The organism is Campylobacter canis, from assembly GCF_045504005.1.
Classification (GTDB): domain Bacteria; phylum Campylobacterota; class Campylobacteria; order Campylobacterales; family Campylobacteraceae; genus Campylobacter_A; species Campylobacter_A canis.
Genome location: NZ_JBJJXH010000003.1, coordinates 161,015 through 184,463 on the forward strand (window position 1 = coordinate 161,015; position 23,449 = coordinate 184,463).

25 protein-coding genes are annotated in these 23,449 nt (G+C 38.1%); 20 read left to right on the forward strand and 5 right to left on the reverse strand.

Going from position 1 to position 23,449, the window contains the following annotated elements; translation table 11 throughout:
• Nucleotides 1–111 precede the first annotated feature (111 nt).
• The 17 genes from rpmH (at nt 112) to ACHJH3_RS04355 (ending at nt 15,699) form a co-directional block, all read left to right on the forward strand.
• A complete protein-coding gene (gene rpmH, locus ACHJH3_RS04275; RefSeq protein ID WP_002940373.1) occupies nt 112–246 on the forward strand; it encodes a 50S ribosomal protein L34 in 135 nt (44 codons plus the stop codon).
• On the forward strand, nt 234–569 hold the full coding sequence (gene rnpA, locus ACHJH3_RS04280; protein WP_407063812.1) for a ribonuclease P protein component: 336 nt from the start codon (nt 234–236) through the stop codon (nt 567–569). Before rpmH ends, rnpA begins: the two co-directional genes overlap by 13 nt.
• Nucleotides 566–907: a membrane protein insertion efficiency factor YidD gene (yidD, locus tag ACHJH3_RS04285; RefSeq protein ID WP_407063724.1), complete on the forward strand. Its 342-nt coding sequence runs from the start codon at nt 566–568 to the stop codon at nt 905–907. The genes rnpA and yidD overlap by 4 nt, the downstream gene beginning before the upstream one ends.
• Complete coding sequence (yidC, locus tag ACHJH3_RS04290; protein WP_407063725.1) at nt 907–2,472, forward strand: membrane protein insertase YidC; 1,566 nt, start codon at nt 907–909, stop codon at nt 2,470–2,472. Before yidD ends, yidC begins: the two co-directional genes overlap by 1 nt.
• Nucleotides 2,472–3,644, forward strand: a complete 1,173-nt coding sequence (locus tag ACHJH3_RS04295; protein WP_407063726.1) for a Jag N-terminal domain-containing protein — start codon at nt 2,472–2,474, stop codon at nt 3,642–3,644. The genes yidC and ACHJH3_RS04295 overlap by 1 nt, the downstream gene beginning before the upstream one ends.
• The gene (gene mnmE, locus ACHJH3_RS04300) at nt 3,637–4,962 is read left to right on the forward strand and encodes a tRNA uridine-5-carboxymethylaminomethyl(34) synthesis GTPase MnmE (RefSeq protein ID WP_407063727.1); all 1,326 of its coding nucleotides are present in this window, start codon (nt 3,637–3,639) and stop codon (nt 4,960–4,962) included. Before ACHJH3_RS04295 ends, mnmE begins: the two co-directional genes overlap by 8 nt.
• Before the next feature lie 19 nt (nt 4,963–4,981).
• Entirely contained in the window at nt 4,982–5,731 is a 750-nt protein-coding gene (locus tag ACHJH3_RS04305) for a hypothetical protein (protein WP_407063728.1), read from the forward strand.
• A gap of 20 nt (nt 5,732–5,751) precedes the next feature.
• Nucleotides 5,752–6,474: a hypothetical protein gene (locus ACHJH3_RS04310; protein ID WP_407063729.1), complete on the forward strand. Its 723-nt coding sequence runs from the start codon at nt 5,752–5,754 to the stop codon at nt 6,472–6,474.
• A 9-nt stretch (nt 6,475–6,483) separates the two neighbouring features.
• A complete protein-coding gene (locus ACHJH3_RS04315; protein WP_407063730.1) occupies nt 6,484–7,320 on the forward strand; it encodes a CPBP family intramembrane glutamic endopeptidase in 837 nt (278 codons plus the stop codon).
• A gap of 406 nt (nt 7,321–7,726) precedes the next feature.
• Nucleotides 7,727–9,922 (forward strand): phosphoribosylformylglycinamidine synthase subunit PurL, encoded by a 2,196-nt coding sequence (gene purL / locus ACHJH3_RS04320; RefSeq protein WP_407063731.1) that lies wholly within the window; start codon nt 7,727–7,729, stop codon nt 9,920–9,922.
• Complete coding sequence (locus ACHJH3_RS04325; RefSeq protein WP_407063732.1) at nt 9,888–10,946, forward strand: SDH family Clp fold serine proteinase; 1,059 nt, start codon at nt 9,888–9,890, stop codon at nt 10,944–10,946. Before purL ends, ACHJH3_RS04325 begins: the two co-directional genes overlap by 35 nt.
• Before the next feature lie 8 nt (nt 10,947–10,954).
• A complete protein-coding gene (locus tag ACHJH3_RS04330) occupies nt 10,955–11,719 on the forward strand; it encodes a DnaJ domain-containing protein (protein WP_407063733.1) in 765 nt (254 codons plus the stop codon).
• On the forward strand, nt 11,706–12,215 hold the full coding sequence (locus ACHJH3_RS04335) for a GNAT family N-acetyltransferase (RefSeq protein WP_169973839.1): 510 nt from the start codon (nt 11,706–11,708) through the stop codon (nt 12,213–12,215). Before ACHJH3_RS04330 ends, ACHJH3_RS04335 begins: the two co-directional genes overlap by 14 nt.
• A complete protein-coding gene (gene purH, locus ACHJH3_RS04340) occupies nt 12,187–13,719 on the forward strand; it encodes a bifunctional phosphoribosylaminoimidazolecarboxamide formyltransferase/IMP cyclohydrolase (RefSeq protein WP_407063734.1) in 1,533 nt (510 codons plus the stop codon). The genes ACHJH3_RS04335 and purH overlap by 29 nt, the downstream gene beginning before the upstream one ends.
• A gap of 170 nt (nt 13,720–13,889) precedes the next feature.
• Nucleotides 13,890–14,237, forward strand: a complete 348-nt coding sequence (locus ACHJH3_RS04345) for a hypothetical protein (protein ID WP_407063735.1) — start codon at nt 13,890–13,892, stop codon at nt 14,235–14,237.
• The gene (locus tag ACHJH3_RS04350) at nt 14,238–15,419 is read left to right on the forward strand and encodes a peptidase M50 (protein WP_407063736.1); all 1,182 of its coding nucleotides are present in this window, start codon (nt 14,238–14,240) and stop codon (nt 15,417–15,419) included.
• The gene (locus tag ACHJH3_RS04355; RefSeq protein WP_407063737.1) at nt 15,409–15,699 is read left to right on the forward strand and encodes a metal-sulfur cluster assembly factor; all 291 of its coding nucleotides are present in this window, start codon (nt 15,409–15,411) and stop codon (nt 15,697–15,699) included. Before ACHJH3_RS04350 ends, ACHJH3_RS04355 begins: the two co-directional genes overlap by 11 nt.
• A 127-nt stretch (nt 15,700–15,826) precedes the next feature.
• Here the strand turns inward: ACHJH3_RS04355 and ftsZ are convergent, their stop codons facing one another.
• From ftsZ to ACHJH3_RS04375, 4 genes are all read right to left on the reverse strand, one after another.
• Nucleotides 15,827–16,969: a cell division protein FtsZ gene (gene ftsZ, locus ACHJH3_RS04360; RefSeq protein ID WP_407063738.1), complete on the reverse strand. Its 1,143-nt coding sequence runs from the start codon at nt 16,967–16,969 to the stop codon at nt 15,827–15,829.
• An 18-nt stretch (nt 16,970–16,987) separates the two neighbouring features.
• Entirely contained in the window at nt 16,988–18,409 is a 1,422-nt protein-coding gene (ftsA, locus tag ACHJH3_RS04365; protein WP_169941438.1) for a cell division protein FtsA, read from the reverse strand.
• Nucleotides 18,410–18,414: 5 nt separating this feature from the next.
• Nucleotides 18,415–19,878: a peptidylprolyl isomerase gene (locus ACHJH3_RS04370; RefSeq protein WP_407063739.1), complete on the reverse strand. Its 1,464-nt coding sequence runs from the start codon at nt 19,876–19,878 to the stop codon at nt 18,415–18,417.
• A 123-nt stretch (nt 19,879–20,001) separates the two neighbouring features.
• Nucleotides 20,002–20,589 (reverse strand): class II aldolase and adducin N-terminal domain-containing protein, encoded by a 588-nt coding sequence (locus ACHJH3_RS04375; protein WP_169941442.1) that lies wholly within the window; start codon nt 20,587–20,589, stop codon nt 20,002–20,004.
• A 62-nt stretch (nt 20,590–20,651) separates the two neighbouring features.
• Here ACHJH3_RS04375 and rsmH point away from each other — a divergent pair, with 62 nt between their 5' ends.
• Both rsmH and ACHJH3_RS04385 read left to right on the forward strand, forming a co-directional pair.
• Entirely contained in the window at nt 20,652–21,584 is a 933-nt protein-coding gene (gene rsmH, locus ACHJH3_RS04380; protein ID WP_407063740.1) for a 16S rRNA (cytosine(1402)-N(4))-methyltransferase RsmH, read from the forward strand.
• Nucleotides 21,574–21,858, forward strand: coding sequence for a hypothetical protein (locus ACHJH3_RS04385; protein WP_169941446.1), 285 nt, complete (start codon nt 21,574–21,576; stop codon nt 21,856–21,858). The genes rsmH and ACHJH3_RS04385 overlap by 11 nt, the downstream gene beginning before the upstream one ends.
• 27 nt (nt 21,859–21,885) lie before the next feature.
• Here the strand turns inward: ACHJH3_RS04385 and ACHJH3_RS04390 are convergent, their stop codons facing one another.
• Entirely contained in the window at nt 21,886–22,395 is a 510-nt protein-coding gene (locus ACHJH3_RS04390) for a hypothetical protein (RefSeq protein WP_169941448.1), read from the reverse strand.
• A 142-nt stretch (nt 22,396–22,537) separates the two neighbouring features.
• Here ACHJH3_RS04390 and ACHJH3_RS04395 point away from each other — a divergent pair, with 142 nt between their 5' ends.
• Nucleotides 22,538–23,395 (forward strand): D-amino-acid transaminase, encoded by an 858-nt coding sequence (locus tag ACHJH3_RS04395; protein WP_407063741.1) that lies wholly within the window; start codon nt 22,538–22,540, stop codon nt 23,393–23,395.
• The last annotated feature ends 54 nt before the right edge of the window (nt 23,396–23,449 follow it).

Sequence of the window (23,449 nt, forward strand, 5' to 3'; positions counted from 1 at the left end):
GCACCGAATTTGAATTATTTTTAAAAGGCTTGCAAATTTTATTCAATGGATTTTAAGTAATTTGTTGTTAAAATCACGACTTTATCATTAAATTTTAAAAAGGAAAAAGGTATGAAAAGGACTTATCAACCTCATAAAACACCTAAAAAGCGCACTCATGGTTTTCGCTTAAGAATGAAGACTAAAAACGGACGCAAAGTTATCAATGCAAGACGCGCAAAAGGTAGAAAAAGATTGGCGGCTTAGTCAAATTTAGTTCCTTAAGCGACTCTAAGGAATTTTCGGCAGTTTATAAAGAGGCGAGCAGGTGGTATTGTGAAAATGCTACGCTTTTTTATAAGCCCTCGACCGAAATGAAGCTAGCCGTTGTAGCTAGCAAAAAAGTGGGCAAGGCAGTTGTTCGTAATCGCTGTAAAAGGCTTTTGCGGGCGGTTTTTATTCAGATGAAAGATGAGCTTGCAAGCGGTGTTTATGTAGTGGTTGTAAAGGCGGGTCTGGAAAATACTTCATATCAAAAGATCCAAAAAAACATCAGTTGGGCTCTAAAAAAGCTTGGATGTGTGAAATGATAAGAGAAATGGCGCTGTCTTTAATCAAATTTTATCAACGTTATATTTCTAAAATGACGCCTAAGACGTGTCGTTACTATCCAACATGCTCGGAATTTGCTGCTTGGCACTTTAAAAACAATAATTTTTTTTCCGCATTTGTTGCAGTTACTCTTCGAATTCTTCGTTGCAATCAGCTATTTAAAGGTGGTATTGATTACCCTGTGATACGTAAGAAATTTAACTCTTTTTCTATTTTTAGCCAAAATTCGGATTTTAATATAAATTTTTGGTTTATACCATACAAAGAGAATAAATTTTATGTTGTAAAAGTTTTAGACTCATTAAAGGAAATATAGTGTTAGACAAACTTTCAGTGCAAAAGCGAGTTTTACTGGCGACTCTTCTCTCTTTTGCCTTTTTTATTGCTTATGATTATTTTTTTATACCAAAAAATTTGCCGCTAGATCAAAACAAAACGGTAGCCACTCAAAGTGCTTCGCAAAATGCTTCAGCCGCTACACTGTCCTCTAGTTCAAATTCAGCAGGCGCTCCAGCCCCTGTGGCAAATGAGCTAAAAAATATCGCCGTGGTTAAAGGAGCTCACTATGAAGCTCATGTCGATAGCCTTGGTAGAATTTCAAAATTTTATTTAAATGACGAAAAATATAAAAATGAAGACGGAAGCAGGATTGAGCTTACTTCAGAGACGCTTTTGCCTCTTGAAATTAGATTTACCGATACAAATTTAAATGAGCAGGCCTTTAAGACCGACTACATAAGTAGCGCAAGCGTGATAGATGTCACAAGCGATAAGCAAACTCTTGTTCTAACGCAAAATTTAAACGGCGCAACCGTAACCAAAAAACTTACTTTTTATCCGTCCGGAAATTATGATTTAGACCTTGCGGTAACCGGAGGTGAGTATTTCGTAACACCGGGCTTTAGACCAAGCGTAGCGGTTGATAGCTATACAGTTCACGGCGCTCTTATAAGATATGCAGATGATAAGCTAAAGATACTTGAAGACGGCGATGTGGACGGCACGGAAGTGTTTAGCGACGCAAATATTGCCGCTGCAAGCGATCGCTACTATACAAGCTTGCTTTACTCTTTTGATAAGCCGTTAAATGTACTTGTTTCAACAGATACTGCCGAAAATGCGATAATATTTATAAAAAATAGCGGTGAATTTAGAGCCGGCGGATATATAGGACCAAAAGATCATAAAATTTTAAAATCAATCGATAATAGACTTACCGATGTTGTAGAGTATGGCTGGTTTACTTTTATCGCTAAACCTATGTTTGCATTTTTAAGTTTGCTACACGATTATATCGGCAACTGGGGTTGGGCGATAGTAGTACTTACTCTTGTTATAAGGCTAGTTTTATTCCCGTTAACATACAAGGGAATGCTGTCTATGAACAAGCTAAAAGAGCTTGCGCCAAAAGTTAAGGAGTTGCAAGCTAAATATAAGGGCGATCCGCAAAAACTAAATGCCCATATGATGGATCTTTATCGCAAGCATAATGCAAACCCGATGGGCGGATGCCTGCCGATACTTATGCAAATTCCGATATTTTTCGCCATTTATCGCGTGCTTTTAAACGCAATCGAGCTAAAAGCCGCACCTTGGATACTTTGGGTAAAGGATCTTGCGGTGATGGATCCATACTTCGTTCTGCCGATACTAATGGGTATAACGATGTTTTTACAGCAAAAGCTTACGCCTACGAATTTTACCGATCCTATGCAGGAAAAAATTATGAAATTCCTGCCTTTAATATTTACATTTTTCTTTGTAACGTTCCCTGCGGGACTTACGCTGTATTGGTTTATAAATAACGTATGTTCAGTTATTCAGCAAATTTTTGTAAATAAACTATTTGAAAAGCATAAAAAAGCGGAGGTAAAAGCATAATGCGTATCGAAGCAAAAACACTGCAAGAGGCTTTTAGAAAGGCAGCAGAGGAGCTAAACTGCTCCGTAACCGAACTTGATATAAAAGTTATTCAAAATCCAAGCATGGGATTTTTAGGGTTTTTTAAAAAGACGGCTATAATTGAAGCCGAAAGAGAGAACGATAAGCCTAAAAATGGCTCTAAAAAACATAGAGACAAAAAAGAGCGAAGCGCACACGAAGAGCATAAAAGTAAAAATTCTAACGGCTCAAACAACTCTAACGGAAGTGAAAAGCATAAGGATGAAAAAAGTGCGCAAAAAGCCGAAAATCATAGTGATAAACAAAACGGCTCAAGCGATAAAAAAAGACGAGATAGAAATAAAAAAAGAAAAGAAAAAAGAAACGGAGAAAATCTAAGCTTAAACGGCGAAAATGGCAGTGCAAATAAAACCGAGAAAGATCAAAAGAGTGATACGGCTAGTGCTTTAAATCAAAATTTTGATATATCTCATAACGCATTTAAAAGCGACGAGGCAGTTGAGAGTGAGCCTTTGAATTTGGAAATTCAATCGGATGAAATTACCGAGATAAAAGAGCCTAAAGTAAAAAAAGAGGAGTCTAAAAGCATACTTGACACCTCGATAATCGATACTTTTAATAAAGATATAAAAGATGATGAGCAAAAAATTGAAAGCAAGCAAAAAGAGCAAAAGCCAAGAGCTGATATTCAAAAAGTTTTGCCGGAGATAAAAGATGGATTAGATAGGCTATTTGCGGCAAGTTGCTTTGATATAAGTAAGATTGAAGTGGATAAATTTGACGATGAGACTGTTTTGATTAAGCTTGACGGAGAGGATGCCGCACTTCTTATAGGCAAAGAAGGTTATAGGTATAAAGCTATTTCGTATCTGATATATAACTGGATAAATTCAAAATATAATCTACTTGTTCGTCTTGAGATAGCTGAATTTTTAAAAAATCAAGAAGATGCTATCGAGCAGTATTTAGTAAGTGTAATTGAGAAAGTTCAAAGTACAGGCAAGGCTAAAACTAAGCCGCTTGACGGAATTTTAGTTAAAATTGCGCTCGAGAAATTGCGCGAGAAATTTCCAAACAAATATGTAGCCGTAAAGAGCGATCACGGAAAACAATTTATTGTTATAAACGATTTTGCCAAAAAGCATGAATGATACAATCGTAGCCATCGCTACGGCTCATGGCGTAGGTTCCATATGTATAGTTAGACTAAGTGGCGAAAATGCGCTTAGTCTAGCCCTTAAACTCACAAATATTCAAACTTTAAAACCAAGATTTGCAACTTTAGCTAAAATTTATTCGGATGATGAATTTATAGACGAAGGTATACTTTTGTATTTTAAAGCACCTGCTAGCTTTACGGGCGAGGATGTTGTGGAATTTCAGATTCACGGCGGATTTGCTGTAGCTAATTTAATCCTTTCACGTCTCATAAAACTAGGAGCCAGACTTGCACAGCCGGGAGAATTTAGCAAACGCGCTTTTCTTAACGGCAAGATGGATCTAAGCAAAGCTGAAAGCATACAAAATTTAATTAATGCAAGAAGTGAAAGTGCCACTAAAATAATAGCTAGGGCTATGAGGGGCGATCTTGGTAAATTTGCAGACGAGATTAGAAAAGAGCTTGTTAAAACACTTGCTTTTGTTGAAACTAGCATTGATTATGCGGACGATGATCTTCCTGAAAATTTAATGAGCGAAATTAAGCATATGCTAATGCTAAATCACGAAAAATTAAGCAAAATAGTAGCTATAAGCGATTCACGTAAAGGGCTTATCGAAGGCTTTAAGGTTGCAATCGTCGGCAAGCCAAATGTGGGTAAAAGCTCTATTTTAAACTCACTTCTAAATTATGAGCGAGCAATTATAAGCGATGAGGCTGGCACCACTCGCGACCGCATAGAGGAAAGCCTTAGTATAGGTACTCATTTAATTCGCATTATAGATACCGCAGGGATTCGTAAAAACGCAGGCAAGATCGAGCAGATAGGCATAACCCACTCTTTAAAAGCGATTGAGGAAGCAGATATTATACTTGCCGTTTTTGATGCTTCAAACGAGGCTGACGAACAGGATTTTGAGATTATAAATTTGCTTAAAGACTCTCAAAAAAAGATTTTTTATATACTTAATAAATGCGACTTAAAGCTTAAATTTGACGCATCAAATTTAACTGATCCGCTTGAAATTTCGGCTAAAAATAGCGCCGAAAAGATAGTAAAAGAGCTTGAAGTATATCTTGACGCTCAGGATGTAAATGAGGTACTGCTCAATTCGACACGTCAAATTCAGTGCTGCAAAAATGCAAGCGAAGCTATAAAAAGGGCTTTAAATTTGCTCAATGAAAGCGAACTTGAGCTTTTTTCTTATGAGATAAATTCGGCAATAGCTGCAATTTCTTCTATAACTAAGCCGTTTGAAAGAGGCGAGATACTTGATGAGATGTTTAGCAACTTTTGTCTTGGGAAATAAATTTATTTAAAGGATAAAAATGAGTATTTTAAAAATTGTTGCAAGTTCTGTGGCGGTATTGTTTTTGGCTGGTTGTGCGCAAAGCAATGCTAGCTTATCAATGGCAAAGCTTCAAGAAGATAGCGAACCTAAATGGACTAATTATCTTGAAAATGACGAGAGTATGCAAAAGATAGCGTTTTACTCTGAAAATTTAACCTCCACAAAAGAGTTAAAAGACGGTTCTAAAATCGGTTTTGCTCTTACCAAAAAGCAGTATAAGGGTAAGCTTCAAAACGTAAAGATAGGCGACATGTATGCAAGCGGCGGTAAGTCTTTTTCGATAGTGGATCTTGATAGGGGTGCTTATTATATCAATATGCACGATAAAAATGAGGTTTTATCTTTAAAGAATTCAAAAAATATAAAATTTTATGAGTTTGGTGGCGGAATTTTAGAAACCGTAGTTTATAGCGCAAATGGCAACCTTGTGTGTGAGGCTTTTATAAGCGGTAAGAGCGTAAATGCAAAAAGCGTTACTAATTACTATAATGCCAATACTCCAGATAACAGCAATTTCTTTGTAACTGTTATGAATTCTAAGATATTAAAAAATAAGACCCCGATAGCAAACGGCTTAAGCTTTAAATATTTCGTTCCGGAGACCGATCTTGCTCAATTTAAAAAATCGGTAGAGTCTGAGAAATTTAAGTTAAACGTTATAGATAAGGATTTAATGAAGCAAGAGCGCATACTAAGAAATATAATTTGCGCAGAATTTGCTAAATAGTTCAATCAAAGGAATGCTTTATGAAATTTAAAACTTTTGTAGCGGCTTTTGTAAGCGCTATAGTTTTGAGTGGTTGTGCAAGCTCTTTAGGTAGCGATTCAGCAGACGATAGAGCATGGATGCGATATTTAGAGAGTGATGAGAGTTTGCAAGAGATTAGTTTTTATAAAAGAGTAGTTAGTGCGCTTAAATTTGGTGAAGTGCAAGGAAATGCTGTTGTAAAGACTCAGTTTGGCGATACTTATTCAAGCAAAAATTTAGGCGATATTTACTTTGTGAGTGATCTTAAAAGTGTCATAGTGATAGATCTTGACAAAGGTAAAAATGTCAATATATCAAGCGATAATGAGATAAAAAGCTTGCAAAATTCAAAAAATATCAAATTTTATGAGTTTGGTGGCGGCATGATAGAAAATGTGATTTACTCTACTAACGAAAAATCAGTTTGCGAAGCTTTTAGATATAGTTTGGAACCTATAAATACAAAAAGCGTTACGAATTATTATACAAACGTTGATAAAGGCGAATTCTTTGCCACTATCATTAATGCTCAGATCGTTGGAAATAAGGGCTTTGAGATTAAAAATTTAGATTTTAAATTTCATGTAAATAAAAAAGAGCTTACAAAGATAAAAGAGCATGCTCACTCGGACAAATTTAAAAAAGAAGGAATCGATCAAGATATGCTAAAGCAAGGGCGATTTTTATTAAACGTGCTTTGCTACTCTATGTTTTTGGAGTAAGTTAAATTTATGCAAGCCAAAGAAGCAAGATACCATAGACCTCTATTTTTCTTCACGGCTTCGCTTGTTTTGCCTTGGATATTTTTCTTTAGTGCAGCTTATTTGAGCAATATGCCAAATTCTTTAAATTTAACTTTCCTGCAAGGCGTTTTAAGTCTATTGGGACTTGTATCTCCTTGTTTGATAGCGCTTTATCTCTTTTGGCGTGAAGGAGTTAAATTTAAGGATTTAAAGCATAGATTTAGCCTTAAGAGCGTTTGTAAAATTTACCTTATCTTAGCTATTTTTATGACCTGCGCAGCTCTTTTACTCGCTCAGCTTATATCTGTTTTGTTCGGATATAGTTTAGAGCAGTTTCATATAGTGGCTCATCCAAGTTTTGATTCCGCCTTTTTTAACGCTTGGTTCATACTTGTCTTTGCCGCAATCATAGAAGAGTTGGCGTGGCATAGTTACGCAACAGATGCTTTAACCTCTAAATTTAATCTGTTTGTATCATCTATTATATTTGCATTTTACTGGGCGATTTGGCATTTGCCGTTAGCCTTTATAAAAGGCTATTATCATAGCAACGTATCAAATAGCGGTCTTTTATACGGGTTAAATTTTATAGCTAGCGTGTTTGTTTTTGTGATTTTGATGAATTGGCTTTATATTAAAACGGGCAGAAACATAACCATTGCCGTTATCTTTCATCTTTTTGCAAATCTTACAAATGAGATTTTTGCGACACATCCCGATAGTAAGGTGCTACAAACAGCTATATTGCTGATAGTAGCGATATTTGTCTTGATTAAAGAAAAAGAGATGTTTTTCGGCTCAAATTTAAGAGCGTATAAAGTGTAAAATTTATGCCGGCATCAAAGTTACATTTTGGTTTATTATGTTTTTATGCTTGCTAAAGTAAAATAGTTAAATTTATGGCGTAAATTTTGAAATTTTATATTTTATAGCCGTTTATAATGAATAATAAAATTAAAATTTAATACAATATCAAAATAAAATTACATATTTTAAAAAGTGTTTGATCGGAATTTGAGCTTTGTTTTATCTGATTTTAATAAACAGATGTTTTTAAGAATTTATTTAGGGCGAATTCATTTCGCTACATGAAGCAAATTTGCAAAAAGCTGTTTATGAAAGATGAGAAGCATTAGTGTTCGGCGAGATTTTACGATACGGTTTATGCTGATTTAAGAAAACAAATCGGCATTTTATTAAGTTTGTTATCAGAAAATAAATAGGAGAAAAAATGGATAAGGCTACGATAAAAGCGCATAAAATTAGTGACGGCGAGTATGAAAATATTCTTAAAATTTTAGGGCGTGAGCCGAATTTACTTGAGTTGGGAATATTTTCTGCTATGTGGAGCGAGCATTGCAGCTACAAGTCAAGCAAAAAATACCTAAGCGGTTTTCCGACCAAAGCTCCTTGGGTCTTGCAAGGTCCCGGCGAAAACGCAGGCGTTATAGATGTGGGTGATGGAATTGCTGCCGTATTTAAGATGGAGAGTCATAACCATCCAAGCTTTATCGAGCCTTATCAGGGTGCAGCCACTGGCGTGGGCGGAATTTTGCGCGATGTATTTACCATGGGTGCAAGAGTCGTGGCGAACATGAACTCGCTTAGATTTGGTCAGATTAACGGAAGCTCAAGCATAGCACGCCACCAAAGATATCTTGTCAAAGGCACGGTAGCGGGAATTTCTCACTATGGCAACTGCATGGGCATTCCGACTGTGGGTGGTGAAGTAACCTTTGATGAGAGCTTTAACGGAAACATCCTTGTAAATGCCTTTGCTTTGGGGCTTTGCAAGAGTGATGAAATTTTCTACGGCAAGGCTGAAGGCATAGGAAATCCGGTCATATACGTAGGCAGTAAAACAGGCAGAGACGGACTTGGCGGAGCAGTTATGGCAAGCGATAGCTTTAACGATGAAAATAAATCACTTCGTCCGACCGTTCAGGTGGGCGATCCGTTTGCAGAAAAGCTTCTTCTTGAGGCTTGTCTGGAACTGTTTAAGAAAGATTATATCATAGGCATTCAGGATATGGGCGCGGCAGGTCTTACTTCAAGTAGCTTTGAGATGGCCGGGCGAAGCGGAAGCGGTATGAAGATGTATCTTGACCGCGTTCCGATGAGAGAAAGCGGTATGACGCCTTATGAGCTTATGCTTAGCGAAAGCCAAGAAAGAATGCTAATATGTGCCAAAAAAGGCTACGAGCAAAAGGTTGTAGAGATATTTAAGAAGTGGGACTTGGACGCTGAGATCATAGGAGAGGTAACCGATACCGGTAAGATGCAGCTTTACTGGCATGGCGAACTTGCAGGCGAAATTCCGATAGATCCTGTTGCTCAGGCTGCTCCGGTGCTTGATCGCCCTACGAAAAAGCCTGCTTATCTTGACGAGATAAAAGATATAAATTTGGATAAATTTGAAAAAGTTGATAACAAAACTGCTTTTGGTAAGCTTCTTCGCGATCCGCATATCTTAAATAAATCTTTGATTTATGATCAATACGATGCAAATATCCAGACAAATACGATCAAGCAGCCAGGAAATTTAGGCGCAAGCGTGATTCGAGTAAGGCAGAGCGGCAAAGCTATAGCTATGGGCATAGAGTGCTCTCCTCGCCACAACTACGTAGATCCAAAGATAGGTGCTGCTATGGCGGTTACATCAAGCGGACGAAAGGTCGCTATGAGTGGTGCTATGCCGCTTGCTATAACCGACTGCTTAAACTACGGAAATCCTGAAAATCCCGAAGTTATGTGGCAGTTCGCGCAGGGTTGCGAGGGTATAAAAGAGGCTTGTCGCGAGCTAATGACTCCAGTTGTAAGCGGAAATGTGAGTCTTTATAACGACACGGACGGCGTAAGTGTGTATCCGACACCTGCTATCGTAAGCGTAGGCGTAAATGAGTGCGCTCATAAAAATTTACCGAGCGTCTTTGTAAAAGAGGGCACACCGATATATTTGGTAGGCGAAACGACAGGCGAATTTGCCGCAAGCCTTTATATGAAAAATTTATACAACTCTGTTAGCGGCGAGCTAAAAGAGATTGATTATAAAAAAGAAAGAGCGCTTTGGGATCTTGTGATAGAGGCAAATAAAGAAGGAATTTTGGAATTTGCAAACTCAGTTGGCACGGGCGGAGTAGCTATGACGCTAGCTAAAATGGCTTGTATGAGCGAGATAGGCGCAAGATGTGAGTGTAAATTTGGCGATAGCAGATGGATATTTGACGAGAGCTTTTCGCGAGCGGTTGTGGGAGTAAAGAATGAGGCAAAATTTAGCGAACTAGCAAGCAAATTCGGGCTTAAAGTAAGCAAAATAGGCATAACGGGCGGAAGCAAATTTGAAATAGATGGCGTGAGCGAAAATTTAAAAGATATAAGCGAGGTTTACTTTAATGAGTTTGCTAGAGTTATTAAACAAGAAGACTGAGGAAAAAGAGGAGATAAGAGAGCAGAAGATGAATCAAAGAAATGTAGCCAAGCCGCCTATTTTATTTAACGAAACACAGCAACTTATCAAGGCGATCGAGGCGAAGCTCGGCGGTTCGCTCATCACCTACTACAACTCAAACGCAGGTAGCGTATGCGGAAACGACGCAAGCGCAATGTATGAAATTTTAAAAGGTAAAAAGATACAAAACGCCTTTTTGTTTATCAAAAGCGACGGCGGTAGCGGTATCGCTTCGCTTCGTATCATAAGTACGCTTAGAAACTACTGCAAAAACATAACCGCTCTTGTGCCTGCAAATTGCGCTTCGGCTGCTACGATGATGGCGCTTGGTGCAAATGAGATCGTTATGGGTCCGCTTGCGTATCTAACTCCCGTTGATACTTCGCTTAAGCACGAACTAAGCCCTACAAATAAAAATAACGAGCTTGTAAGCGTGTCGATGGACGAGCTAAGCCGCGTGATAAAACTATGGAAAACGAACGAAAAAGATAAAGACGAAAACCCGTATAAATCGCTGTATGAGTACATTCATCCGCTTGTATTTGGTGCGGTGGATCGCGCCAGCTCGCTTTCGCTTAAAATTTGTCGTGAAATTTTGCGTTATCATATCAATGACGATGAAAAAATTCAAAAAATTTCAGAGCGACTAAATAGCGATTATCCTGCGCATGAGTATCCGATACTCTTTCGCGAGGCCGAAGAGATCGGGCTTCATGTAAAAAAGATGGATGATGAGCTAAATGAGATGCTTCAAGAGCTTACTTTGCTTTATTCGGAGATGGGGCAAAGGGCGTTTACGGACTTTGATGAAAACAGCTATCATGATAACAACATCGCAAACATCATCGAAGCAAACGGCAAGCAGATATATTATCAGATAGATAAAGACTGGTTTTATCGTCCTGATGAGCGCCGCTGGAACGTCATGAACGATGAGAGCTCATGGCGCAAGAACGAGCTTGTTAACGGCAAGTTAAAAAATACTATCTATCACCTTTGGTAAGAATTTAGATGGGAAATTTGCTGATAATCATCGCCGTAATACTCTTGATATACTACCTATCTTCGGGTTTTATGCAGAGTCCGCAAATTTTATCGGGCTTTAAAAAGCAGTTAGTTTTTGAAGAGGCGAAGTATCTTGTTAGCCTGCTTGCCAAGGTTGCCAAAAGCGACGGCAGAGTAAATGAGCTGGAAGCTCAGCTGGTAAGCGAGATACTTGATGATATCGCTTTAAAACTAGGCGGAGACGTAAGAAAAAGGCAAGAGCTTAAGCAAATTTATAATGCCGAAAAAGAGAATTTAAACAACACATATAAGATAGCTCGCGAGTATTATCTTAAATTTAACCTAAGCAGTGACGCCGCGATAGCTAAGATTTCGTTTTTACTGAATTTGGCTTGTATAGACGGCGAGCTTTCTCCTTCGGAGCGAGAGATAATAGAGCAAATCGCTATAGGATTTAGAGTTCATAGATCTGTTTTGGAGGCTTTGTTTGCCAAATTTGACGGATTTTACAGTCAGAGAAAATCCGAGCAAAGAAGTTACGGCACAAATTCTCAAAGTGAGAAGAAAAATCCATATGCGGTATTAAATTTGCCACAAAATGCACCGTTTAGCGAGGTTAAAAAGCGCTACCGCGAGCTTGTGAAAAAGTATCATCCGGATATCTTGATGGGCAGGGGCGAGAGCGAGGAGATCATCGAGCGCTCAACCAGAAAGCTTCAAGAGATTAATGAAGCTTACGAGGAGATAAAGGCTAGCAGTGCAAATAACTAAAGGCTACACAAGCGGCTGTGTGGGCGATATAATCTCGCTTAATGCGAAATATTACGCAAAAAGATTTGATCTTGGCAAGGCTTTTGAAACGAAGATAGCTAAAGATATAGCCGAATTTGTAGCTAGTCTTAAAAGCGGAAAACGAGAGCTATTTACTTGCGTAAAAGATGGCGCTTTGGTCGGTTGTATAGCCGTTGATGAGAGTGAAAACGCAGCTCTGCTTAGGTGGCTTATAGTTGATGAAAAATTTCAAAACCAAGGCATTGGAAGAGAGCTTTTAAAAGAGGCGATTAAATTTTGTGATGAAAATTTTGATGAAATTTATCTATATACAAACAAAGAGCTTGAAATAGCTATCAAAATGTATGAGAAATTTGGATTTGAGCGCGATGAGAGCTTTGTGCCAAGGCGATATGAAGAGTTAAACGAACTTGAAATTTTAAGATATATCAAAAAGAGGAGAGGAAATGAGAGCGTTAATCAGTGTGAGCGATAAAGAAGGAGTTGTGGAGTTTGTCAAGGGGCTTGCTTCGCTTGGCTTTGAGATACTTTCAACGGGCGGGACGCATAAGCTACTTGTGCAAAGCGGTATAAATTCGCTTGAAGTTAGCGAGTACACAAAGAGCCCAGAGATGTTTGAGGGTAGGGTAAAGACCCTTCATCCTAAAATTCACGGCGGAATTTTGCATAAAAGAGATGATAAAAGCCATGTGGCGCAAGCCGAGCAAAACGGTATCGGAAGGATCGATCTGGTTTGTGTAAATTTGTATCCTTTTAAAGAGACTACCATACGCACCGATGATTTTGAGGAGATTATCGAAAATATCGATATCGGCGGACCTGCGATGGTGCGAAGTGCGGCTAAAAATTTTAAAGACGTATATATCGTAACCAGTCCGCTTGACTATGAGGCTGTGCTTGAAAATTTAAGAAACGGAGAAAATGCGCTCGAATTTAGACGCGCGCTAATGATAAAAGCCTATGAGCACACCGCAGCTTATGACTCTATGATAGCAAACTACATGAACGAGCGGTTTAACGGCGGCTTTGGCGAGATGAAATTTATTTCGGCAAGCAAGGTGTTTGACACTAGATATGGAGAAAACCCGCACCAAAAAGGCGCTTTGTATGAGTTTGATTATTTCTTTAGCAATAACTTTAAAGCATTAAAGGGCGAAGCAAGTTTTAATAATATGACTGATATAAACGCGGCTTTGATGCTTGCAAGTAGCTTTGATGAAGCACCTGCGGTAGCTATCGTCAAGCACGCAAACGCTTGCGGCTTTGCGGTGAAATCAAGCCTGCTTGAAAGCTACACCGAAGCGCTAAAATGCGATCCTATCTCGGCTTACGGCGGAGTTGTGGCGATAAACGGCACGCTTGATAAGGCTTTGGCTGAAAAGATAAATGAAATTTTCGTCGAAGTTATAATTGCAGCAAATGTCGATGAAGAAGCTCTTAAGGTATTTGAGTCCAAAAAACGTATCAAAATTTTCTCTCAAGGCAATAAATTTCTAACAAGAGCAAACGACAAATACGACTTTAAGCATGTTGACGGCGGATTTGTCTTCCAAGAAAGTGACGAGGTTAAGCCTAGCGAGCTAGAAAACATGAAGCTACAAACCACACGTAAGGCTAACAAAGAGGAGTTAAAAGACCTTGAGATAGCTTGGAAAGTGGCTGCACTTACTAAGAGCAACTGCGTGGTTTATGTGAAAAATTCAGCCATGGTCGCTATCGGTATGGGCATGACAAGCCGCGTGGATGCCGCAAGGGCTGCGGTAAACAAGGCTCGCGATCTAGGAATAGATCTAAACGGATGCGCGCTTGCTAGCGAGGCGTTCTTTCCATTTAGAGATAGTATAGATATCGCTTCTGAAGTGGGCGTAAAAGCCATCATAGAGCCGGGCGGTAGTATCCGTGATGATGAGGTTGTGCAGGCTGCAAATGAGCACGGCATGGCGCTATACTTTACGGGGGTTAGGCACTTTTTGCATTAAGAATTAAATAAGTTAGCGAATTTAAGCCAAGCTTTTTAAGGGAAAGCGGCTTAAATTTGCTTTATTAAATAAATATTTGTTCTATAAATTAAACATATCTTGAACTAAATCAATAAATCCACGCTAAATCTAAGAGTATAATTATCCTAAATTTTAAACAAGGATAAAAAATGAATGAATTTTTCAAAAACGCAACCGAGATCAAAGTAGATGGCGCAACTCTGCCTTTTTATAAATTTAGCCAAGACGGAGTGGAGTATATCGGGTTTGACTCGCGCAAATGCGTGCCGCCTGAGCCTATGGTAAATGCTTTGGTTGCTCTAAATTTGATAGCAGACAGCAAAGCTAAAGTAATGATGATAAATCACCACTATCCGGTTGCTCTCATCCCAAAGATCGAGCAGAGCTATGACATCTCGCACGAAAAACTTGAAGGCGAAGAGGTCAAGGTGATAATCAGCCTAAAAGACGGCGTAAGCGCGCAAACACTAGATACAAACGTAAAATGTGGTGGCTAAATGCTACTAAATACATTTGCTCCGCCGTTTAGTCTGGTAGGCGGATACTTTATCGTGGGGATTTTGTTCTTACTTGTAAGCGTGTTTGTCTTTTTCGGAGTTGATTTAAATGCTCTTACAAGCCTTAAAACCGCCGGATTTTTCCACGTATATCTTGTTGGCTTTGTGATGAGTATCATCATCGGCGCGCTCTATCAGCTTACCTCCGTCATTCTTGAAAAGGCTTTTTCGACTATAAAATTTGCTTTTTTAAATTTGTTCTTATATACGGCAGGCGTTTTAGTGCTAAGCCTTGGGATGTATCTTGAGAAAATGGCGCTTATCCATGCCGGAGCCGGGATTTTATTTATCGCGCTGCTCTTTTTTACCGTTACTTACGCGCTTAGCTTTTTAGGGGCTAAAAAGGGCGGTTTGGCTGTGGTTGCTCTGCTTATCTCGGCTCTGTTTTTATTTGTGGGAGTCGTGCTTGGATTTATGCTTATCTTGATACTGTCAGGCAAATTTGCGCTTGATTTTGAGCTGGTTTTACACTATCACATCTACTTCGTGCTTGGCTTTGTATTTTTGATCATAGTAGGCGTTGCAAGCGTGCTTTTGCCTATGTTTGCTCTTGTGCATGATCTTAAATTTTATCTTAGCAAGCTATCTATAGCACTATTTTTAGCTGGCGGCGCGGCGCTTAAATTTAGCCTTGAGCTAACTTTTACTTTGATAGCTTTGAGTGTGATTTACTTTTTGATTGAAGCGCTTTTGATACTTAAAAAAAGAGTTAGAAAGGCTTATGACTACTGGAATTTAAATGTCTTTTTCGCTCTTGTTTGGCTCTTTGTCTGCATAGTTTGCGTAGCTCTTGGCGGGATAGAATTTGCCGTATTTACGCTTACTTTTGGCTTTTTATATGCTTTTATAGTCGGACATCTTTATAAGATTATGCCGTTTTTGATATGGTATCACTACGTGGCGAAATTTGTAGGCAAGACTAAGGTGCCTTTGCTTGATGATATGATGATAAAGTGGGTAGCAAATTTATCTTTGGCGCTTCAGACGGCTTCGGTTGCGGCTTATTTTGGCGGTTTAAATTTGCTAAGTCAAATTTGCCTTGCATTAAGCGTAGTGCTAGTTGTGGTTAATGTAATAAACTTTTTTAAATATACTAAATTCGGAGTTCAAAATGAAGGATAAAATTTACAAAGCGCTTTCAAATATAGTCGATCCTGAAGTTGGATTTGACATAGTGTCTTTGGGGCTTATATATGATGTTAAGGAAAATGATGGCAGGGCGGTTGTTACGATGACACTTTCAACGCGTTCTTGCCCGCTTCACGAACTCATCTTGGGTTGGGTTGAAAATGCAACGCTTGGAGTTGAGGGTGTAAAGGAGTGCGAGATAAATTTGGTTTGGGAGCCGGCTTGGAATATCTCAATGGCAAGCGATGAGGTAAAAGCCGCTCTTGGAGCATGACACATAAGCAATTTAATGGCCCAAATTTGTCTAATATATTAAATTTGGGCTATTTAGATATTTTAGTTTTTAATTTGGAAGTATAAAGATCCGCATTGGGTGATATGCGGATCTGGGGTTGAGGATTTTAGTCCATTTGGTGTCTGATATATGTTGGCAGTTCAAGTATGGCTTGAGCCTCTTCGCTATCATATCCACCACTTACTTTAAGTCTTTCTAGTCTTTGGCTTAAGAATGGATTGTTTGAGCCGTTTTGTATTGTAGTTGCAGGAGCAGGCTTTTTCTCGTTTTTGTTTCTAAAGCCTGTTGCAACTATCGTTACTTGAACTTTGTTGTTTTCCATATTTTCATCTGTTGTAGTTCCGAAGATTACATCAGCATCTTCATCAACAGCTTCCGTGATAAGCTCCATAGCTTCGTTTATATCGCTAAACGGACAATCAGGGTGAGTTCTAAAGTGAACCAGGGCTCCCATAGCGCCGTTTATAGTAACATCATCAAGAAGAGGTGATTGTATAGCGTTTTTGATAGCTTCTTGAGCAGCTTCTTCGCCGTCCGCTTCACCAACTCCCATTAGCGCCATACCTCTATGTTCCATTATTTTTTTAACGTCTGCAAAGTCAAGATTTATATCGCTTTTGCCCGAGTCAAGAACGATAGTACTCATACCGCTAACAGCACGAGTTAATACATTATCGACTATTTTAAAGCTATCTTTCATACCTGCTTTTTTATCAATAAGAGTTAGAAGCTTATCGTTTGGTATAACGACTATGGAGTCGCTCTCTTTTCTTAACTCTTCAAGCCCCATATCAGCTAGCTTTTTGCGCTTTTTGCCTTCAAATGAAAAAGGAGTGGTTACGACAGCTATTGTTAAAGCTCCAACCTCTTTTGCTACTTGAGCTATCACGGGAGCTGCGCCAGTTCCTGTGCCACCACCAAGACCGGATGCTATAAATACGATATCTGAGTATTCAAGCGCGCTTTTTATCTCCTCGTAGCTCTCTTGAGCAGCCTCTCGTCCTATCTCAGGCATCATACCTGCGCCTAGACCTTTGGTTTTTTTCTCACCAAGTTGAAGCTTGGTGTAGGCTAGAGAATTTTCAAGAGCCTTGACATCGGTATTTGCAACGATTAGATCTATATCTACATCGCCACCGTTTTCTCTTATCATATGATTTATCATATTACCCCCGCCGCCGCCAACACCTATGACTTTTATTTTAGCACCGTAAGTATTTCTCTTCTCTTCTACCGTAAAGCCACCCATCTTATCCTCTCTTCTAAATTAAAATAGTTGTGTCATTTTATGCCAAGTACGAGATAGCCAGCTTTCTTTTTTCTCGTTGCTGATGTCTGCGATATTGGCCAACTCTTCTTTTGGATTGTCAAATTTCAAATCGTTAAAGTCAAATTCATCGTCTAAAACGCTTCCTTGAAATATCTTCTCACCGTTTTCTTCTTGTGTTTTTGTATCTTTTGATTTTCCGTCTTCTACTATGTTTCTTAAATTTTTATTTCTCGTTATGCTTTCATCTTTATAACGCATTTTCTTTTCGGAATCTATCTCGTACGGAGTAAAATATCCCGCCCCATACATGCAAAGTCCTATAGCGCAAGAGTTGGCAGGATCTCTCATGATCTCGTAAAGCCCTTCCGTTTCTTTTGGTTTTGCTATGCGAACAGGCATATTGTCAAATATCGCAGAGGCTAAGTCTCTTATGCCTTCAAGCTTAGTCATACCTCCCGTTAGCACTATGCCTGCTGCAACCGAGCTTTTATATCCGCTATCTTCAAGCATTTTTGCAAGTATCATAAGCGTCTCTTCGGCTCTTGCATAGATCACGTTTGATATCACGTCAAGCGATACTTCTTGAACTTTGCCGTCATCATTTATTGGTGGAATTTCAACTAGCTCATTGGCTCTATTGATAAGTGAGCCGTAGTTTAGTTTTATCTCCTCGGCTTTTAAAAGCGGAGTGTGAAGTGCCGCAGAAAGATCATTTGTGATATTTGCAGAGCCAACTCCTAAAAATTCATTATATCTTATAGAATTCCCAGAATGAACTATCATATTGCAAGTAGCCCCACCCATATCTATAAGAACTACTCCTAAATCCTTTTCATCTTGATTTAATGTAGCTATAGCTGAAGCATAGCTTGAAAGAACGATATTATCAGGTTCAACACCTGCTAAATTTAGAGCTTTTCTAAGATTGCTAAGGGATGATTTTTGAGCCGTTATGATGTGAGTTTGAACCTCAAGCCTGCTTCCGTTCATTCCGAGAGGATCTTCTATGTGTTCTTGATCGTCTACTTTGAAGTTGTAAGGCAATATATGAAGCTTCTCGTAATCATTATGAATTTGCGCTCTGCGGTCTGATTCAAACATCGAGCGATTTATTTCTCTTATGCCGATTTCATGGCTTGGTATGTTTACAACTCCGCTGCTATCTACACTTTTGGTGTATGCTCCGGAAATAGATACCACTACTCTTTCGTAGTATGTTCCTGCAATCCTTTGAGCATCTATAAGAGCGCTTTTTATGGATTTGGAGGCTAATTCGATGTTTGTTATAATGCCTTTTTTGATACCTTGAGTTTTTGCCGTTCCTATACCTATTATCTTTAGTCCGCTCTCGTCGTGTTGCGCTATAACAGCGCAAATTTGAACGGAGCCTACATCAATACCTAAAATTTTGGTGCTCAAAACCACTACCTTTTATAATAATGTTCAACTTTATAACGCTTTTGCAATGCGTTAGTTAGATCTTGAATCAACTCGTTATTTTTGAGGTAACTAACATTTTGTGTTATTACATCTTTATACTCATTTTCTTTTTCACTATCAAGCAACTTTTGTTCCAAAATTTCGTATACAACGGCTTTGTTGTTTAGCATAACATAATCTTTTTTGTTATTGCTATCAAAAACTTTACTAACAAATACGCTAAATTCAGTATCGCTTAAGCCAGTAATCGCACTAACGACATCTCTGCTGATAAAGCCTATATCTTTCCCCTCAAAGCCGGTTTCAAGGAGTTTTTTAGCTTTTTGCTCTACTATCTTTTGCTCTTTTTCGGTTTTATAAAGCTCAAGCACTTGTTCTCTTGCCTGCTCAAAAGTCATAACTTGCGAAGGGGTAGTTTCTTCTAATTGCACAATTAAATAACCATCTTCGTGCTCAACAGGCTTTAGTACTTCTCCTGCTTTTGCGTTTTTTAACTCATCTACAGGAAGACTTGTATCGTTTTCAAGTGCTACAGACGAGCCATCTTCTAGCTTTAATTCGCCTTTTTTGATCTTTAAATACTCTTTAAGAGCTACGTCTTTTGTCTTTTTTTGTTTGTAATCAAGCAAAACTTCTTCTTTGGTATCATTAAAATCTAGTATCTTATCCCACGGGTCTTTATATGAGCTTTTATTTTCAGTATAAAACTCCATTAGCTCGGTCTCATTTACATCGATATTTACCGGCTCGATAAATTTTGTTTTTATTTTAAATTCCGTTAATGTTTTGTAGCTGTTTTTATTGGTTTCCCATAGGCTTTTTAGCTCGTTTTCATCGACTTTTATCTCATCTTCTAAAGCTTGAACTATCTGCATAGATACTCTATCTTGCATCAAAAAGCTTGCAGCCATTAAATTTGTATCATTTTGGTTTGTAGGTAGGTTTATAGCATGCCTTAGTTTATCAAGAAGTATGGATTTTTTAAGTCCGTTTTCGTAATCGGCTGGGCTTATCCTAGCTCTTTTTAAAGTTTCGTTGTAGAGATTTTTATCAAATTTTCCATCAACATGAAATGTAGTATCCGCTACGATATATTTAACCACATCATCATCATTTACGCCTAGACTTAAATCATCTGCGAAATTTAGCAGTAAATTTTCTTGCACCAAAGCTTCTATGGCTAAATTTTCAAGCCCTAACTCTTTAGCTTTTTCTTCAGACATCTTTCCGTCAAACAACTGATTATAATATGAGTAAAATTCGCTGTATTTGTTTTGAAATTCTTGAATGCTTATATTTCTGTGTCCGACTTTTGCTATCGAAGTTGCTCGATTAGTATTCATGTCGTAAGCCCCCCATCCTACAAAGCCCGCTCCAACGAAGGCTATAGTGCTTACCCAGATGGTTACGACGAGGTATTTTTTGTGCTTTTGCATCCAAGTTATCATTTAGTTTCCTTTAAACTAACTAAAAATTTTATGTATTATTTTACCGAATTTATGTGAATGTAACCTTAAATTCGGCGTTTTCAAATAGAAAAATTTGCAATTTTACTAACATTTTTTGTTTTGTTAGTGACGATATATCTCATAAGAGTGAGCTATATGTAACAATTTACAAGTATTTTCAAGTATAGCGACATCTTTTGCTAGTTGATAAGGAGTTCTGTTATATACGTATGCGCCATATCCCTTGATGATCATTATGTTTGTTTTGTTCTCTATCATATAGCGATAAATTTCAGTATCTGCCCTTTCGTACCAGTCGTCAAATTGCTTTGGATCATATATGGGAAGCTCGTGATGCTTTACATATCCGAAATAATCCCTAGGGTGTATGAAGGTATGATTTAGGGTATATGCGGTAAGGTAAGGAGGCATGGCGTAGCAGACGTATTTGGCTTCATTTATGTTTTTGTAGATATTTAGGTGGATGTCAGAATCCAAGCTTGCATCGTTCCATCTATAGTCTTTTTTTGAATTTAGCATTATGAAATCTTCCTCTTTGAGATTATCAAATATCGCATTTTTTTTGTTTATCAAAAATTGGTTGTGTTCTATGCGAGCAGAAATAGAGCCATGAAAGACACCGAAAAAATTCTTTCTAAACATCGATAACGAAATTTTACTAAGCTCTGCGGAGGCGTATGTCAAATCCATTCTTTAACCTTTTATAAACTTTTTTTGTTATTATACATCAAATTAAATCATCAAGGAAAAATTTGAATTCTCCGCATGTTCCTGTGCTGCCAAGTGAAGTTTTGCAAGCTTTTAGCGATATAAAAGAAGGCGTTGTCGTTGATTGTACGCTTGGGTACGCGGGACACTCCAGTCTTATTTTAGAGCAAAATGACAATATAAAACTTATAGCTTGCGATCAAGATGATGAAGCCATAGAATTTTCAACGAACAAGCTTGCTAAATTTAAAGATCGCGTTAGTATCTTTAAGAGCAGATTTTCAGAAATTTTGAGCAAAGTTAATACTCAAGAAATTAGAGGAATTCTAGCCGATATCGGAGTTTCTTCTCTTCAACTCGATAAAAACGAGCGAGGTTTTGGAATAAAGAGCGATAATCTAGATATGCGTATGGATACAAGTGGCGAGCTAACCGCTTATGAAGTTGTTAATTTCTATCCCGAGCATAAACTCGCTCAAATTTTTAAAGACTACGGTGAGCTAACTAACGCAAAGCAAATAGCTGCTAATATAGCTAACGAAAGACAGAAACAAAAAATTTCAAGTGCTAGCGAGCTGGCTAGGATAATCGGCACAAAATCCATTAAAAATAGAAGCGTTAGCCCTGCAATACTTGCTTTTCAGGCTATTAGAATCGAAGTAAATGCAGAGCTTGCTGAGCTTGAAAATTTGCTTAATGCTATTGAAAATTCATCTATTAATGAGTGTGTAGTAGCGATAATCAGCTTTCATTCGCTTGAGGATAGGATAGTAAAAAATAGATTTAAAAAATGGGCAAAAAGCTGCATCTGCCCGGACGAAGCTATGCGTTGCGCATGCGGAAATAACCACTCCATAGGCGAAATCGTCACAAAAAAAGCTATAATGCCAAGCGTAGAAGAGACAAAACGAAATCCAAGAAGCAGTTGTGCAAAGATGAGAATTTTTAAAATTTCAAGAGGTAAAAATGCAAGATAGAGACGATCTGCTAGCTCTTCATGACGAGGAGCAAAAAGGCGAAGAGAATTTAAGCTTCAAAACGCTTTTAACCGTGTATCTTGCTATAGCGGTTGCTCTTGCTCTGTTTTTGCCTAAAATTTATATCACTAACCAAATTTATTATCTCAGCCGCGATATAGCCGATCTGAGCGGTAAAAGAGACGTGCTTTTTGAGGAAAATAGAGAATTAAGCTTAAAACTTGAGAAGATGAGATATAAAAATCAAATTTTAGACCCGCTTCATCTTAAATAAACCGAGTCAAATTTAGGTTTATAAAATTTAAATTTCGTCTTTTGATTGCGCTACCAATCTTTCTAGGACATACTTTTCAAGATCTTTTTTCGGTATTTCGTTTTTTATGGCTTCGTTATAGATCATTTCGACTTTTGTGGAGTATTTTTCATACGAAAAATACGGAAAATGTATAGCCCAAGCTCTTTTTATAAGCTCTTTGCTTATGGCCTTTCTCGCCCAAATTTTAAACATATCAAAACCTATAAAAACCGCAGCGGTTACTACAACGGCACTGATTATAGATAGGTGAAAATCAAGTCTGGTAAAGAGGTGGTGAGTAAATAAAATCAAAAATCCCAATACAATTGCACAAAAAATAGCATATACGATATAGGTTTTTATGTAGCGAAATTTAAAATTTAGCTTGGCCGGATCAATCAGCATACCTTCGTTAAAGAGGCAGTTTGACTCAAGCAGGTCGCGAAAAAGCACCGGTTGTTTTGAAACTACGAATATGTTTTGCAAAATTATATTTTTTAATTGATTTTCTTTCATATTTTCACTTTTTATTCAAATTGTAAGCCTGATTATATCAAATTCTTGCGATAAATTCGTTTAAACCGCTCAAATTTTAACTTTATAGATTATTTAACATCTCTAAGTTAAAATTATGTGAAATTTAAAAATAAGGATAAAAATGAAAGGCATAGTCTATCTAAACGGCGAATTTATGGATGCAAACGAGGCAAAAGTAAGTGCATTTGATAGAGGGTTTATATTTGGCGACGGAATTTACGAAGTGGTGCCTGTGCTTGGCGGTAAGCTTGTGGATAAAGATGGATTTTGGCAGAGATTTGAGCAGAGTTTGGCTGCGATAGAGCTTAGTTTGCCTTGTGAAAAATCTAAATTTGAAGAAATTTTAAACGAGGCCATATCAAGAAATTCATTAAAAGAGGGCGGAGTATATATGCAGATAACTAGAGGTGTGGCTGATAGGGACTTTTGTTTTATCAAAAATTTAGAGCCTACCTGCTTTATATTTTGCTACGAAAAGGAGATCGTAAATAATCCGGACGCGATAAACGGCATCAGTGTAGTAAGTGTCGAAGATATCCGCTGGAAACGAAGAGATATCAAGTCTATCTCGCTTTTAGCTCAGTGCTATGCCAAAGAGCAAGCCGTAAAAAAAGGCGCTTATGAGGGATTTATGGTTGAAGATGGTTTAGTAACCGAAGCTACAAGCTCAAGCGCTTTTATCATCAAAGATGATGTCTTGATAACCAAGCCTCTTTCAAATGAAATTTTGCCCGGAATTCGCAGAAAAGTAATTCTTGGATTTGCCGAGCAAGCCGGACTTAAGATAGAGCAGCGTGCCTTTAGTATGGATGATGTTTATAATGCCGATGAGGTTTTTATTTCCGCAGCTACGCTTTTACTTTTACCTGTCATAAGTGCTGACGGAAGAGCTATAAACGGTGGAAAAGTCGGCAAATACGTGCCAAAACTAAGACAAATGTATGTAGATAAGCTTAAAAAAGAGGCCGGAATTTTATAGTATCGGTTAAGTAGCCAAGATGATTTGGCTACTTAAATTTTAATTTGCTTAGCG